Raw genomic sequence first — 15,685 nt, 5'->3', positions numbered from 1 at the left:
TCCGTCTGGTTTCGGGCCTGGTGGCTTGCTGTCATGGTGTTCGGATCGGCTGACGGCCCGCTGACCGCCACCTGACCCGCTACGCGATGGTCCGGTACTTGCGGAAGCTCAGGGAACCGGCGACGACCAGGGTGACGGCGAGGGTGATCGTCACGACCAGGCCCGGGTGCTGGGCCGGGAACCCGGTCTCGTCGACCGGGGTGCCCCACATCCGGCGGACCGCCGTCGTCACCGAGCTGACCGGGTTCCACTCCGCGACCGGCCGCAGCCACCCCGGCAGCCGGTCGGTCGACAGGAAAGCGTTGGAGAGGAAGGAAAGGCCGAGCGTCGCCACCGCGCCGATGCCGTCGATCGCCTCCGGGTTCCGCAGCGAAAGGCCGAGCAGGATGCCGACCCAGATCATCGCGTAGAGGAACACGACGAGCAGGCCGAGCCCGCCGAGCAGCGGCAGCACCCCGGTGTGCACCCGCCCGCCGACGAGCAGGCCCGACGCCACCGTGATGGCGAGCGCGATCAGCCCGACCACGAAGTCGCCGAGGGAGTGCCCGATCAGCACGGCGGGCCGGAGGATCGGCAGCGAGCGGAACCGGTCGGTCAGGCCGCCGTTGAGGTCGGTGGCCACGGCGATCGCGGTGGGCGCGATGCCGGCCAGGCCGACCTGCATCAGCGCCGCGGGGAACAGGAACTCCGGGTAGCTGCCGCTGCCCGGCACGATCACCGCGTCCTTGAACACGTACCCGATCGCCAGCATGGTGATCAGCGGGTTCAGCGTGACCGCGAGCAGGCGGGCCGGGACGTTGCGCAGGTGGGTGAGGCGGCGCCCGGCGAGCGCCAGCACCTCCGCCACCCCGTCGCCCACCGCGGACCGGCGGCGCTCCGCCGGGGCAATCACAGTCATTCGTCCTCCTCGGAAGAGCCGTCCAGTTCGGCGGCGACGATCCGGCCGATGGCGGCCTGGGCTTGGGCGTGCATCATGAATTCGTGCCCGCAGTCGATGCGGTGCGTTTCGATCCCGCCGTCGACGTACGGCGCCCACTGGGCCGGCCGCGCGGCGAGGTCGTCCTCGGTGCGTCCCTCGGCCGCCAGGAACAGCAGCAGGCGCCCCGAGAAGCGGGCGGGCTCGTACCGGAGTGCGAGCTCGCCGTTGTTGGCCATCACGTCGAGCACGCGGGACATCCGCTCCTCGCCGATCCCGGCCAGCCGTGACCCGCCGCGGTGCAGGACGTCGAGAACGTCCGCCGGGGACAGGTCCGCACCGGCGAACTCGCCGGCGTCGTACCCGAGGTGTTCGAGGAAGCTGACGAGCAGCTCGTGCTTGGTCGGCGGGGTTTGCCCCGTCGCGTCGACCGGGAAGCTGTCGAGGACGAACAGCGTCTCGACCCGCTCGCCCGCTTCCTGCAGCTGCACGGCGATTTCGTGCGCCAGCAGCCCGCCGAACGACCAGCCGAGCAGGTGGTACGGGCCGGCCGGCTGGATCTCGCGGATCCGGGCGGCGTACTCCTCGGCGACGTCCTCGACGCTGACCGGCAGGTCGCCGTCCCCGCCGACGTTCGGCGACTGCAGCCCGTACATCGGGCGGCCGGGATCGAGGTACTGGACCAGCCCCAGGTACGGCAGGCTCAGCCCGAGTCCGGCGTGCACGCAGAACAGCGGCTCGCGGTCGCCGCCCGGCCGGATCGGCAGCACCGGGGCGAACGGGTCGAGCACCTCCCCGGCGTCGTCGCCGGACCCGGCCAGCGCGGCCAGGTGCTCGACGGTCCCGTGCGTCAGCACATCGGCGACGGTGAACCGCAGCCCGGCGTTGCGGGCCAGCGCGACCAGCCGCACCGAGAGCAGGCTGTTGCCGCCCAGTGCGAAGAAGTCCGCGTCGACGTCGACCGACGGCAGGCCCAGCGTTTCGGCGAAGGCCAGCCGCAGGACCTCTTCGGCGGCCGTCTGCCCGTCCGCTTTCGTGCTCGGGGCGGGCAGCCGCGCGTGGTCGAGTTCGCCCGCCGCGGTGAGCGGGATGTCCGGGAGCTCGACGATCGCCGACGGCACCGCGAAGTCCGGCAGTTCCCGCGTCAGGTGCTCACGCAGGCCCGCGGTGCTGCCGCGGGGCACGACGTAGGCGACGATCCGGTCGTCGCAGACCACGGCTTCGGCCGCCGCGACGCTCGCGTGCCGCAGCAGCGCGGTCTCGACCTCGACGGGCCGGACGGCGAACCCGCGGGCCTGCACGGCTCCGCCCGCCGGGACCAGGCCGCCGTCGAACCCGCGGCGGACCACGTCGCCGGTGCGGTACATCCGCGCCCCGGGGACGAACGGGTCCGCGACGAACCGGGCCGCGGTGCGGCCGGGCTCCCCCGCGTAGCCGCGGGCGATCGCCGGGCCGGCGAGCCAGAGCTCGCCGTGGGCGCCCGGCGGGACCGGCCGGAGCGTCTCGTCGAGGACGTAGGCGCGGGTGGCGCGGCACGGGTCGGGCAGGGTGCCGGGGGCGGTCCGGCCGGTGAGGCCGCCGTGGTGCGTGTGCACCTCGGCACCGGCGCGCTGGAGGCGTTCGGTGAGCGGGGCGGCGAGCGGTTCGCCGTCGACGATCACCCGGACGCCGGCGAGGGCGGGTTCGTGGCGGGCCGCGAGCGCCCGGACCTGGTGGGCGGTGGCGAACAGCACGGCGGGCAGCTCGCCTTCGAGCAGCCGCGCGAGTGCGGTGGCGTCGCCGGTTTCGGGCCCGGCCAGGTGCACCGAGCCCCCCGCGGCCAGCGCCGCGAGCACGACCGGGACGGCGCCGGGCAGGTCGGAGACGATCACCCGGCTGCCGTCCGGAACGGACTCGCCGACGGCCGCGACGGACTCGGCGAGGGCCCGGCGGGACAGGATCGTGCCGTCCGGCAGGTGAACCGCCGCGTGCCCGGGCGCCACCGGGGCGTGACCGAGGTGGCCGGGGCGGCCGACCTCGATCGCCACGCCGGGTTCCTCGGCCGGGTCGGCCGTGCGGTACGCGGCTCCCGCTTCGAGCGCCGCGAGGATGTGGACCACGCGGTCCACCGGCGACTCCGCGCCGACCGTCACCGTCCACTCCGGACCGACTCCGGCCGCCGCCAGCTTCCGCGCCTCCGTCGTCACGCGACGACGCAGCTGGGCGTGGCTCAGCCGGCCGTCCGCCGAGATCAGCGCGGGGACGCGGGTGTTCCGCAGCGTCGGCAGCTCCGCCGGTTCGTCCGTCCCGGCCGCGGCCGGGAGCTCGTCCTCGGAAAGCAGCTCGATCCGGCTCAGCGGCAGCTCCGGGTCGTCCGCGACCGCCGACAGCAGCCGGGTCAGCCGCTCGGCCAGCAGCTCCGCCGCCGCCGGGGTGAACAGGTCGGCGCAGTACTCGATGCTGCCTTCCAGACCGGCCTCGCCGGGCCGCTCGCCGAGCTGGAACGTCAGGTCGAACTTGAACTTCGCGCCGGTGGCGGGCAGGATCTCCGGCCGCACCCGCAGGCCGCCGATCTCGAACCGCGGGTCCGGGACCTCGTAGTAGGAGAGCATCACCTGGAACAACGGCTGGCGGGACAGCGACCGCGCGGGCCGGGCCATTTCGAGCAGCAGCTCGAACGGCAGGTCCTGGTGCGCGTACGCCTCGAGGTCGGTGTCGCGCACCCGGGCGACGAGCTCGGCGAACGTCGGGTTGTGGCTCGTGTCGGTGCGCAGCACGAGGGTGTTCACGAAGAACCCGACGAGGTCGTTCGTCACCTCGTCCGAGCGGCCCGCGACGAGGCTGCCCAACGGGATGTCCGTGCCCGCGCCGTGCTTGGTGAGCAGCGCGGCCACCGCCGCCTGCACCACCATGAAGACGCTGGCGCCGGACCGGCGGGCCAGTGCGACCAGTCCCTTGTGGACGGACGGCGGCACCTCGAAGCCGGCTGTACCGCCGCGGAAGGCGGTGGCGCCGCGGCGCGGGAGGTCCGCGGGCAGCCGCAGCTCGTCGGGGAGACCGTCGAGCGCGTCGCGCCAGTACTCCCACTGCTGGTCCGCCGCCTGGCGGTCGTCGAGCAGCTCACGCTGCCAGACCGCGTAGTCGGCGTACTGCGCGGGCAGTTCCGTCCAGCCGGGCGCCGCTCCCCGCACTCGCGCGTCGTACGCGGTGGCCAGGTCGCGGGCCAGGACGTCGACGGACCAGCCGTCGCCGGCGATGTGGTGCAGAACGAGCAGCAGGACGTGCTCGCCGGTGTCCTCGACGCGGTACAGCGTGGCGCGCAGCGGGCGGTCGGCGGCGAGGTCGAACGGACGGCTCGCCGCGGCTTCGAGAGTCGCGGTGAGCTCGTCCTCGGTGACCGCCGCGGTGACCAGCAGCTCGCCCGGGGCGGGCGGGAGCACCTGCTGGTACGGGACGCCGTCGACGTCGGGGAAGACCGTGCGGAGGATCTCGTGCCGCTCGACGACGTCGTCGAGCGCGGCCGCCAGCGCCGCCGCGCCGAGGTCGCCGCCGAGCCGGACGGCCAGCGGGATGTTGTACCCGGCGCCTTCGAGCCGGTTCAGGAACCACATCCGGGTCTGGGCGTGGGACAGCGGGATCCGGTCCGGCCGGGCGAGCTTCCGGAAGCCGGCGCCCGCCTGGCCCGCGGAGACGAGCCGGCCCGCGAGCCTGCTGACCGTCCGCGCCTCGAACAGGTCCCGGATGGACAGTGCGGCGTCCAATGCGGACCGGACCCGGCTCACGACGGAGTTCGCCAGCAGGGAGTGCCCGCCGATGACGAAGAAGTCGTCGTCGATGCCGACTTCGGCCACGCCGAGCACGTCGGCCCAGATGGCGCAGAGCGTCGCCTCGACCGGCGTGCGCGGCCCGCGAACGGTGACCCGCGTGTGCTGTTCCGGCGCCGGCAGCGCCTTGCGGTCGATCTTGCCGTGCGCGGTCAGCGGGAAGCGGTCGAGGACGAGGTACGCGCCCGGGACCATGTACGCCGGCAGCTGCCCGGTCGCGTGCGCCCGCAGTTCCTCGGCGGTGGCGGAGCCGGTGACGTAGGCGACGAGCCGCCGGTCGTTGCCCGTGCCGTGGACCGTGACGACCGCTTCGCCGACGCCGGGGTGGGCGGCGAGGCAGGCTTCGATTTCGCCGAGTTCGATGCGCTGGCCGCGGATCTTGACCTGGAAGTCGCGGCGCTCCACGAACTCCAGCTGCCCGTCGCCACGCATCCGGACGCGGTCGCCGGTGCGGTACATCCGCGTGCCCGGCTCGCCGAAGGGATCCGCGACGAACACCGCCGCGGTCTTGGCGGAGTCGCCGACGTAACCGCGGCCGACCACCAGGCCACCGACGAACAGTTCGCCGACCGAGCCAGCGGGGACCGGACGCAGCTCGTCACCCAGCACGTACAGCCGGGAGTTCCGCACCGCACGGCCGATCGGCACCACCTCGGGACCGGTACGGATCACCGCATGCGTCACATCGTCCGAACACTCCGTCGGGCCGTAAGCGTTCACCAGGGGCACGTCCGGGAACCGGGCGAACCACCGCGCGCACAGGTCCGGCGGCAGCGCCTCACCCGTCACCACCAGCCACCGCAACCCCGAGACATCCGGCTGTCCGGCCAAGTCCCAGGAGTCCAGCGCCGCCCGCAGCAACGACGGCACGACCTCCAGCACCGAAACACCCTCGGCGCGGATCAACCCGAACAACGCGTCCGGATCCGCCGCCACGACCCGCGACACCACCCGGACCCGGCCCCCGACCAGCAACGGCGCCAGCATCTGCCACACCGACACGTCGAACGTCACCGGAGCGTTCTGCACCACCACATCCGACGACTCGAGGCCGAGGTCCTCGACCTTCGCCAGCAAGTGGTTCACCATCCCCCGGCGGTGCACCATCGCCCCCTTCGGGCGCCCCGTCGAACCCGACGTGAAGATCACGTAACCCAGGTTCAGACCGGCGTCGCCGCGGGACACCGGTGCCCACTCCGCGTCCTCGGCGCCGTCCAGCACGACGATCTCGGTACCGCCGCCGGCGATCTCGGCCGCCAGGTCCTCGAAGCCCGCGCCCACCACGACGGACGCGGCGCCGGAATCCTCCAGCAGCCCGGCCAGCCGGGCCACCGGCAGCGTCGGGTCCAAGGGCACGTAGGCCGACCCGGACCACAACACGCCCAGCACGGCCGTCACGAACCCCACTCCGGGATCGGCCAGCACACCGACCACACCACCACCCAGCCGGCGGGACAACGCACTCGCCCGGCCGGCCAGCGACCGGTAGGAGACCCACGCGCCACCGTCAGCCACCGCCGGCGCGTCCGGCGAGGCCAGCGCGATGTCGCAGATTCGCGACACCACGTCGGGACCGACCGGCCCGGTGGTCCCGGCGCCGCGTTCCAGGTCGGCGACCGGAACGATGTCCACCCGGCCGAGCGGCACCGACGAATCGGCGAGCGCGGTGTCGAGCAGGTGCCGGAACATGCGGGTGATCAGGCCGACGCGGCCGGCGTCGAACGCCTCGGGTGCGTAGTCGAAGCGGAAGGCCAGTTCCCGGCCCGGGTTCACGACCAGGCTCAGCGGGTAGTGGCGGGAGTCCTCGGTGACGGCGTCGAGCACGCGCACGTCGTCGCCCAGCAGCACCTCGGTGCCCTGGTCGTCCGCGGGCACGTTCTCGAAGACGATCGCGGTGTCGAACAGCTCGCCGGTGCCGGCCAGGCCGGGCACGTCGTGCTGCACCTCGGCGAGGCCGACGTGCTGGTAGGCCGACATCGTGGCCTGCTGGTCGCGCAGGGAGACCAGCAGCTCGTCGAGCGTGCCCGCGGGGTCGAGGCCGGCCCGCACCGGCACGGTGTTGATGAACATGCCGACCATCGTTTCGACGCCGGGCAGCTCCGCCGGGCGCCCGGAGGTGACCGAGCCGAAGACGACGTCCCGCCGTCCGGTGAGCCGGCCGACCATGATCGCCCAGCAGGCCTGCACGATGGTGTTCAGGGTGAGCTCGTGCCGGCGCGCCCACGCCACCAGTTCGGCGGTCTCGTCCCGGTTCAGCACCAGCTCGGCCGACTCCGGGACGGCCTTCAGGTGGCCGTCGAGCTCCGGCGCGACCTTCGTGGGCTCGGTGAGCCCGTCGAGCACCTCGCGCCAAGCCCGCCGGGCTTCCTGCTCGTCCTGGCGGCCGAGCCAGGCGAGGTAGTTCCGGAACGGCGCCACCTCCGGCAGCGCGGCCGCCGGGCCTTGCGTGTACAGCGTGGCCAGTTCGCGGATGAGGATCGGCACCGACCAGCCGTCGGTGGCGATGTGGTGGGCCGTCCAGAGGAACCGGTAGCGCCCGGCGGTGATCTTGATCAGGGTGAACCGGACCAGCGGCGGGTGCGCGAGGTCGAACCGGCGCTCCCGGTCCTCGGCCGCCAGCCGGCCCAGCCGCTCCTCGCGCTCGGCCTCGGGCAGCGCGGACAGGTCGAGCTCGGTCCACGGCAGGCCGACCTCGGCGGCGATCAGCTGCACGGCGTCACCGCCGCGGCGGTGCCGGAAGTAGGCGCGCAGGGTCGCGTACCGGCGCAGCAGGGCGGCGCAGGCGTCGCGCAGGGCGTCGACGTCGAGCGGGCCGGCGAGGTCCGCGGTCGCCTGGACGGTGTAGACGTCCACGCCGTCCGGGTCGAACTCGGAGTGGAACAGCAGGCCCTGCTGCAGCGCGGAAAGCGGCAGCGCGTCCTCGATGCGGCCGCCGTCGGGAGCCAGCTCGCGCAGTTCGTCATCGGTCAGCTCGACCAGCGGGCCGTCCGCCACGACCGGCTCGCCCATGCCCGGCTCACGCACGGCGACCTGCTCGGCGATGGCGGCCGGCGTCCGGCGCTCGAGGATGTCCCGCGGGGTGAGCTCGATGCCCGCCGTGCGGGCGCGGCCGGCCACCTGGATCGCGCTGATGCTGTCGCCGCCGAGGGCGAAGAAGTTGTCGTCGATGTACACGCGCGGCACCGAAAGGACCTCGGCGAGGATGTCGCAGACGACGGTCTCGACGGTGTTGCGGGGGCGGCGCCCGACGACCTCCGCCCGGAAGTCCGGCGCGGGCAGCGCTTCGCGGTCGACCTTGCCGTGTTCGGTGAGCGGGAGCTCGTCGAGCACGACCAGCGCCGAGGGCACCATGTAGTCCGGCAGCAGCTGCTGGGCGGTGCTGCGCACGGCACCGGCGTCGATCGGGCCTTCGCCCTCGACGCCGATGAGGTAGCCGGCGAGGCGCTTGCCGCCGTCGGCGTCGGTGAGCACGCGCACGACGGCGTCGAGCACCCCCGGCACCGACCGCAGGACGCTCTCGATCTCGCCGAGCTCGATCCGGTGCCCGCGGATCTTGACCTGGAAGTCGCGGCGCTCCACGAACTCCAGCTGCCCGTCCTCCCGCATCCGGACGCGGTCGCCGGTGCGGTACATCCGCGCACCCCGGCCCCCGAACGGGTCGGCCACGAACACCGCCGCCGTCCGGGCCGGATCGCCGACGTAACCCCGGCCGACGACGAGGCCGCCGACGAACAGCTCACCGACCGAGCCGGCGGGCACCGGCCGCAGCTCGTCACCCAGGACGTACAGCCGCGAGTTCCGCACCGCACGGCCGATCGGCACCACCTCGGGACCGGTCCGGATCACCGCGTGAGTCACGTCATCCGAGCACTCCGTCGGCCCGTAGGCGTTCACCAAGGGCACGTCCGGGAACCGCGCGGACCACCGCGCGCACAGGTCCGGCGGCAGCGCCTCGCCGGTCACCACGAGCCAGCGCAGCCCGGAGACGTCCGGCTGCTCGGCCAGGTCCCAGGAGTCCAGCGCGGCCCGCAGCAGCGACGGCACGACCTCCAGCACCGAGACGCCCTCGGCGCGGATCAACCCGAACAACGCGTCCGGGTCCGCCGCGACCGCCCGGGACACCACCCGGACGCGGCCCCCGACCAGCAACGGCGCGAGCATCTGCCACACCGACACGTCGAACGTCACCGGAGCGTTCTGCACCACGACGTCCGACGACGCCAGACCGAGGTCTTCGACCTTCGCCAGCAGGTGGTTCACCATCCCCCGGCGATGCACCATCGCACCCTTCGGACGGCCCGTCGAACCCGACGTGAAGATGACATATCCCAGGTCCAGACCCGCGTCGCCCGCGGGAACCGGTGCCCACTCCCGGTCTTCGGCGTCGTCGAGCACGACCACCCCGGCACCGCCGCCGGCCGCGGTGACGACCTCGGCCGCCAGCTCCTCGTACCCGGCGCCCACCGCCACGGCGTCCGCGCCGGCGTCGGCGAGCAACCCGGCCAGCCGGGCCACCGGCATCCCGGCGTCCAGCGGCACGAAGGCGGCCCCGGACCACAGCACGCCCAGCACGGCGGCCACGAACCCGGCACCCGGGTCGGCCAGCACGCCCACCACACCGCGGGACGGCAGCCGGCGCGACAGCGCGCTCGCGCGGCCCACCAGCGACGCGTAGGAAACCCAGTCCCCGCCGTCGGCCACCGCGGGCGCCTCCGGCGAGGCCAGCGCGATGTCGCGCACCCGCGACACCACATCGGCCCCCACCGTCCCGGCACCGCCGACACCGGCGGCCAGCAGCTCACCCAGCTCGTCCGCCGACACCACGTCGATCCCGCCCAGCACCGCCGACGAGTCGGCCTCGGCGAGGCGGCCGACGAACCCGGCCAGCCGCTCCAGGTGGGCCGTGACGCCCTCGGCGTCGTAGAGGTCGGGGTTGCCGTTCAGGTGGATCTCGATGATGTCTTCGGTGACGTCGAGGACGGTCAGCGAGAGGTCGTTCGTGATCCCGGTCGACAGGTTCATCACGCGCGTGTGGCACTCGCCGAGCCGCAGCCCGGGTTCGGGCGGGAGCACGTTGACGAACGGGCCGCCGAACGGGCGGCGCTCGTCGCTGCGCACGCCGATGTCCCGGCGGATCTGGTTCACGTGGTAGCGCTGGTGCTTGAGGGTCGCGGCGAGCTCGCCCGACGCCTGGCCCAGCAGCTCGGCGATCGTCGTCTGCGGCTCGACCACCATCCGCAGCGGCAGGTAGTTCGCGACCATGCCCGGGGTCGCCCGCGAGCGGACGCCCGCACGCGCCGCGACCGGGACGGTCAGCAGCAGGTCCTTGATGCCCGAAAGCCGTTGCGTGTAGGCCGCCATCGCGGCGATGAAGAACGTCGGCAGCGTCACCTTCGCGCCCGCGGCGGCCTCGCGCACGGCCTTCGCCGTCTCCGTGGGCAGGATCATCGTGCGGCGCAGGAAGCCGCGGGCCGGTGCCGGCTCCTTGCCGGACAGGCTGACCAGGTCGGGCGTGGTGTCGAAGTGCCGTCCCCAGAACGCCTTGTCCCGCAACCGGTGCGGCGAATCCTGGTAGGCGAGGTCGGCGTCGAGCAGCAGCCGGAACGGCGGCAGCGCGGTGGGCCCCGGGTCTTCCCCGGCCAGCAGCGCGTTGTAGAGCTCGCCCAGCCGGCGGTGGCAGATCGCCGCGCTGAAGCCGTCACCGATGAGGTGGTGGGTGGTGAGGTACCAGAAGTGCCGCTGCTCGCCGACCCTGATCAGGGCGCCGCGGAACAGCGGGAAGTCCGCCAGGGAGAAGGGGTGGCGCATGTCTTCGTGCATCCACTCGAGCGCGGCGGCCTCCGGGTCGGCTTCCCCGGTCACGTCCGGGTAGCGGATCGGCAGCTCGGTCAGCGGCTCGATGAGCTGCCGCGGTTCGCCCTCGACCTCGACGAACCGGGCGCGGAAGCACTCGGCTTCGTCGGCCAGCGCCCGCAGCGCCGCCCGGAACACGTCGACGTCCAGCGGTCCGGTGATGTCGAGGTAGTCCGCCATCGCGTAGGCGAGGCCACCACCGGACAGCTGTTCGTCGTACCAGACGTCCGTCTGTGCGGTGGACAGGGGCAGGAACGCGTCGACCGCGGTCATCAGGGCACCTCGAAGAGTGTTTTGGCGTACGGGGATTCGTGTTCGGCGCCGCCGGGCAGCGCTTCGGGGCCGTAGTTGTCCATGACCCACTGGTCCTGGTAGATCGTGTCCAGGTAGCGGTCACCGAGGTCCGGCGAGATCACCACCGCCGTGGCCGCGTCGTTCTCCTCCAGCCAGCCCAGCGCGCCGGCCAGCACCATCCCGGAGCCACCGCCGAGCAGGAAGCCGCGCTGCGCGAGCCGGCGGCACGCGCGGATCGCGGCCGCTTCCTCGACCCGCACCAGGTCGTCCACGAGGGACATGTCGATGACCGGGAACCGCACGCTGGTCCGGACGGCCGTGGAGCGCCGGGCGGCCCGCGGCCCGGGACCGACGCACTCGACGGCCACGATCCGCACCTGCGGCCGGACCTGGCGGAGATACCGGGCGCAGCCGGTGAGGGTGCCGGCCGAGCCGACGCCGACGAAGAGCACGTCCAGGTCCGGCACGGTGCGCAGGATGTCCGGGCCGGTCGAGCGGAAGTGGGCCATCCAGTTGCCGGCGTTGGCGTACTGGTCCAGCCAGGTGTAGCCGGCGTTCTCCGCGCACAGCCGGCGGACGAGCCGCAGGCCCGCGGCCGGATCGGCGGCGACCAGCACCTCGGTGCCGAGGTTCTGCATCAGCTGCCGGGTCAGCAGGGTGCTGCGCGGATCGGTCACGCAGACGAACCGGTAGCCGCGGCTGGCGGCGACCAGGCTCAGCGCCACCCCGAGGTTGCCCGACGACATTTCGACGATGGTCGAGCCCGGCCGCAGCACGCCCGCGCGCTCGGCCAGCGTCACCATTTCCAGCGCCGGCTTGAGCTTGCTCGACCGCGCGAAGTTGAAACCCTCGCACTTCATCAGGACCCGGCGGCCCACGACGTGGCGGAGGTCGACGTACAGGTCCGTGACGTCGAACTCCTCCGGCCTGGTGATCACCTGCACGACGAACCTCCGGTCGGCGTTTTCCCGTGGTGGGCGGGAAAGGGCTCGCCACGGCCGACCTTCCCCGCGATCAGGCCCTGGAAGAGGGTGAGCTTCTGGATGTTGCCCGCGCCTTCCATGAACTCCACCCCGCGCGCGTCCCGGACGAGCTTGTCGAGCACGGCGTGGTCCCAGCGGGCGCGCGGCCCGAAGAAGCTGCAGGCCGCCAGCGTGGCTTCTTCGGCCAGCCGGCACGCTTCGGCCTTCGCCGCCGAGGCGAGGTGGCCGCGGGAGCCGTCGGCGTCGACCTCGATGGCGGACAGGTGCACGAGGTGGCGCACGCTGTCGATGCGGTGGCCGAGAGCTTCGAGCCGGTCGCGCTCGGCGCGGTCGAGCCGGAGCCGGCCGGCCAGCACGTAGTCGTGGGCGGCCGCGGCGATGCCGACCGCGATCGCGGCGACCCCCGGCCGCAGCCGGTTGAACGTCTGCACGCACGCCCACATCCCCCGCCGGGCGGCCGAGCGGTCCCGGCCGAGCACGCGCTCGGCGGGCACCGCCACGTCGTCCAGCGTCACCTCGCAGATCCGCGCGGCACGCAACCCCAGTGTCTCGATCGGCTCGGCGCGGTACCCCGGATCCGCCGTGTCCACCAGGACCGCGGTGACACCCAGCGGACCGGGCCCGGTGCGGGCGAACACGACACCCAGCGCGGCCCGCGCGGCGTTGCCGACGTACTTCTTGCGCCCGTCGAGCCGGTGCACACCGTCGGCCGACGGCGAAAGCTTCGTCTCCAGCGCGGCGGCGTCGGAACCCCGGCCGGGTTCGGTCAGCGCGAAGAACGTCCACGTGGGACGCTCGAGGAGCCGCCCGTAGAACCACTCCTTCTGCTCGCGATCGGCCAGCACGTCGACGAGCACGCCGGACATCGACGCGCCGGGGCTCGCGAGCATCAGGCCGGCGTCACCGCGGGCGAGCTCCTCCAGCACCACGACCCGTTCGATCGCCGTCATGCCGTGGAAGCGGTGTCCGCCGAGACGCAGGCCGGCGCCGCCGTACTCCGCCGGGATCAGCATGGCGGCGAGGCAGCGGACCCCGGCCAGGTCCAGGTGCGCGCCGACGGCGTCGGGGTCGAGATCGAGACCGGCGCCCGCGGTGCGGAACTCCGCGCCCCACTCGCGGGCCGCGTCCTGCAGCGCCCGCAGCCGTTCGTCCAGCACCGTCGCCGTCACGCCGCGACCTCCGCGGTGTAGGCGCCGGCGAGCAGCTCGGACACGTCCGCGACCTCGCCCGCGCCGCCCCGGGCGAATCCCGCCGCACCCAGCAGGCGCAACAGGACCCGGTCGGTTTCGGTGAGCCGGGTGTGCCAATAGGACAGTGCGGCCGGCGTCGACGCGCCCGCGGTCAGGGCCGCCCGCACCTGGAGCTGCCCGGTCAGCGCTTCGGCGACGGCGCCCTGGACCAGCTGACGGCGCAGCAACGTCGTGTCCCCGCTGCGCCGCCCGCCGAGGTAGTCCAGCGCCGCGTCGAGCAGGGCGCCGGACAGGCCCAGCCGCAGCCACACCGACCCGGTCGCCAGGACCGGGTCGGTGGCGGCCACCGGCCGGCCGGTGCGCGCGAGGACCACGGCGCCGCCCGGCAGCTCCGCGGTCCGGACCACGAGCACGTCGCCGTCCACCGGCCCGGCCGGCAGGACCGCGACACCGCCGGCACCGAACGCCGGCGCCCCCGCCGGCAGCGCCGCGTGCAGCGCCACCAGCGCCGGGGCCATCCCTTCCGCCCGCGCGATGTCGTGGCACCGCAGCCAGGTCGCCGTGCTCGGCGGCGAGATCGTGGTCATCGCTCAGGCGGCCATTTCCGCCGAGACGAACCGGGCCAGCGACCCCACCGATTCGAAGTGGCTCATTTCGAGGTTCTCCGCGTCGAATTCGATGCCCAGCGCCTCTTCCAGCTGCATCAGCAGTTCCAGCACGCCGGTGGAGTCCAGCCCGGCGTCCGCGAGCCGGGTCTCCGGGCCGAGGTCGGCCACCTCGGCCTCCAGCACGGACTCGAGCGCGGCGCAGATCCCCGCGACGACGCGGTCGTCCAGGACCTCGGTCGGTTCGGCCACGGTTTCGGTCACAGTGCTCACCATTCCCTTCGTCAAGACAGCAGTCGTTACCCACGAGCCCGGTACCGGGCCTCGAGTTCTTTCGGTGTGGTGCCTTCAGCCCGCGACGACCCGGTCCAGCAGGGCCAGGCCGCGCGCTTCGCGCCGCCGCAGGCCGCGGGAGGTGCGCAGCGGGTCCCAGCTCGGCTCGCGTTCCGGGAGCAGCTCGGGATTGCCCAGCGGGCCCTGCTCGAGGACCGGCCGGCCGAGGATCGTCGACGCGCACTGCGCACCCCCGGTGGCGCAGCCGACGATGCCGCCTCCGTGCAAGATGCTCTGGCCCGTCAGGTAGAGACCTTCGACGCCCGAACCGATATCGGGTCGTTGCCCGACGCGGCCCCACGTCTGCAGGCCGTACGCCGTTCCGCCGGTCGAAAGCGTGTAACGCTCTTGGGTCAGCGGCGTCGACGTCTCGACGTGCACCATGTTCGCGCGGAACGGCCCGATCGCCGCCTCGGCCAGGTCCAGCATCTGCTCGGTCAGCCGGTCCTTGGCGCCGACGTAGGCCGGCTCGCGCCGGTACCGGGCCCCGTGCGCGGGGCCGTCGGCGAGCCCCCAGGGCGCGTACCCGGGCGGGCAGGCCGTCATGATCTGGAAGTTCGTGTGCCCCGGCGGGCACGCCGCGCCCGGCACCGGGTCCTTCAGCGACGCGAAGGACAGGAACGCGAACGGCAGTTCGTCGAGCCGGCCCGCCTCCACCTTCGCGTAGGCGGCGTCGACGTCTTCGTTCGGCCAGTACCAGATGTTCGCGCTCGGCAGCGGGAGCTCGCGGTCGAGGGCGACGTAGCAGACGGCCAGCGGCAGCCGCATCGTCGCCGTTTCGGCGCGGGTCACGACGGACTCGGGCAAGTTCTCCCGGCCGTCGCACAGTTCCAGGACCGTGCGGCAGTAGTCCGCATTGGACACGACCACCGGCGCGCGGTGGATCGTGCCGTCGGTCAGCCGGACACCGGCGGTCTTGCCGTGCTCGATGAGGATCCGGTCGACCCGGGTGCGGGTGAGCAGCGTGCCGCCGTGCGACTCCAGCAGCTCGACGAACGACGCGGCGATCACCTGCCCGCCGCCCTCCGGGTAGTAGGCGCCGCGGAGGTAGTCGTCGAGCATCATCGTGTGCGCGACGACGAGCGTGCTCGCCGGCGCCGAGCCGTAGTTCCCGGACTGCGCGGCCAGCACGGTGCGCGCCCGGGCCGACAGGCCGCAGTGGTCGAACAGCTGCGCCAGCGTCCGGCGGCTCCAGCGCAGCATCACGGCCGGCACCTTCGCCCCCGGGCCCGCCGCCGAGGCGGACTGGCGGCACGCCCGTGCGACGGCCGCGCAGATGTCGATGTAGCGGGTGATGCCCTCGGCCTCCGCCGGCAGCGCGGCCCGCAGCCGGTCGGCGTAGCGGTCCCACCCGGCCGGCACGTCCACGGTGACGCTCGGCAGCACGATCCGGTCGAACCCGTCGGGGTCCATCGGGTGGAAGCGCACCCGGTCGCCGAGGCCGAGCCCGGTGAGCACCCGCGGCAGCAGGCCGTCCGGTCCGCAGTCGCCGAGGTAGTGCACTCCGACGTCGAACTGGTAGGCCCGCCGCCGCCGGAACACGTGGCTGTTCCCACCGGCGACGTCGTGCTGTTCGAGCACGAGCACGCGCATCCCGCTGGCCACCAGGTACCCGGCGCACACCAGCCCGCCGATCCCGGATCCCACCACGATGGCGTCCCAGCGGCCGGCGGCCGTCTCTTCTGTGTCCACGCCCCGACGCTATGCC

General features: G+C 73.6%; 7 protein-coding genes. All 7 read right to left on the bottom strand.

The window, feature by feature from the left end:
• Positions 1-79: 79 nt before the first annotated feature.
• The 7 genes from AB0M93_RS03735 to AB0M93_RS03705 all read right to left on the bottom strand — a co-directional run bounded on the left by AB0M93_RS03735 (position 80) and on the right by AB0M93_RS03705 (position 15,669).
• Positions 80-898 (bottom strand): ABC transporter permease, encoded by an 819-nt coding sequence (locus AB0M93_RS03735; protein ID WP_364268031.1) that lies wholly within the window; start codon positions 896-898, stop codon positions 80-82.
• Positions 895-10,845: an amino acid adenylation domain-containing protein gene (locus AB0M93_RS03730; protein WP_364268029.1), complete on the bottom strand. Its 9,951-nt coding sequence runs from the start codon at positions 10,843-10,845 to the stop codon at positions 895-897. Before AB0M93_RS03730 ends, AB0M93_RS03735 begins: the two co-directional genes overlap by 4 nt.
• Positions 10,845-11,810: a pyridoxal-phosphate dependent enzyme gene (locus tag AB0M93_RS03725; protein ID WP_364268027.1), complete on the bottom strand. Its 966-nt coding sequence runs from the start codon at positions 11,808-11,810 to the stop codon at positions 10,845-10,847. The genes AB0M93_RS03730 and AB0M93_RS03725 overlap by 1 nt, the downstream gene beginning before the upstream one ends.
• Positions 11,801-13,018 carry an acyl-CoA dehydrogenase family protein gene (locus AB0M93_RS03720; RefSeq protein WP_364268025.1) on the bottom strand — a complete coding sequence of 406 codons (1,218 nt, stop codon included), beginning with the start codon at positions 13,016-13,018 and terminating at the stop codon, positions 11,801-11,803. The genes AB0M93_RS03725 and AB0M93_RS03720 overlap by 10 nt, the downstream gene beginning before the upstream one ends.
• Positions 13,015-13,626 carry a DUF2786 domain-containing protein gene (locus AB0M93_RS03715; protein ID WP_364268023.1) on the bottom strand — a complete coding sequence of 204 codons (612 nt, stop codon included), beginning with the start codon at positions 13,624-13,626 and terminating at the stop codon, positions 13,015-13,017. Before AB0M93_RS03715 ends, AB0M93_RS03720 begins: the two co-directional genes overlap by 4 nt.
• A 3-nt stretch (positions 13,627-13,629) precedes the next feature.
• Positions 13,630-13,908, bottom strand: a complete 279-nt coding sequence (locus AB0M93_RS03710) for an acyl carrier protein (protein WP_360175756.1) — start codon at positions 13,906-13,908, stop codon at positions 13,630-13,632.
• Between the two features lie 84 nt (positions 13,909-13,992).
• On the bottom strand, positions 13,993-15,669 hold the full coding sequence (locus tag AB0M93_RS03705) for an NAD(P)/FAD-dependent oxidoreductase (protein WP_364268021.1): 1,677 nt from the start codon (positions 15,667-15,669) through the stop codon (positions 13,993-13,995).
• Positions 15,670-15,685 lie beyond the last annotated feature (16 nt).

The sequence above is a fragment of the Amycolatopsis sp. NPDC051102 genome (genome assembly GCF_040682815.1).
Taxonomy (GTDB): Bacteria; Actinomycetota; Actinomycetes; order Mycobacteriales; family Pseudonocardiaceae; genus Amycolatopsis.
Note: the sequence above shows the minus strand (reverse complement) of the source record. Positions and strands in the feature narration are given on the sequence as shown.

What these genes read in the sequence shown, in the direction of transcription:
- AB0M93_RS03715 (WP_364268023.1), bottom strand. Translation starts at nt 13,626, where the DNA reads ATGACCACGATCTCGCCGCCGAGCACGGCGACCTGGCTGCGGTGCCAC.
- AB0M93_RS03730 (WP_364268029.1), bottom strand. Translation starts at nt 10,845, where the DNA reads ATGACCGCGGTCGACGCGTTCCTGCCCCTGTCCACCGCACAGACGGAC.
- AB0M93_RS03735 (WP_364268031.1), bottom strand. Translation starts at nt 898, where the DNA reads ATGACTGTGATTGCCCCGGCGGAGCGCCGCCGGTCCGCGGTGGGCGAC.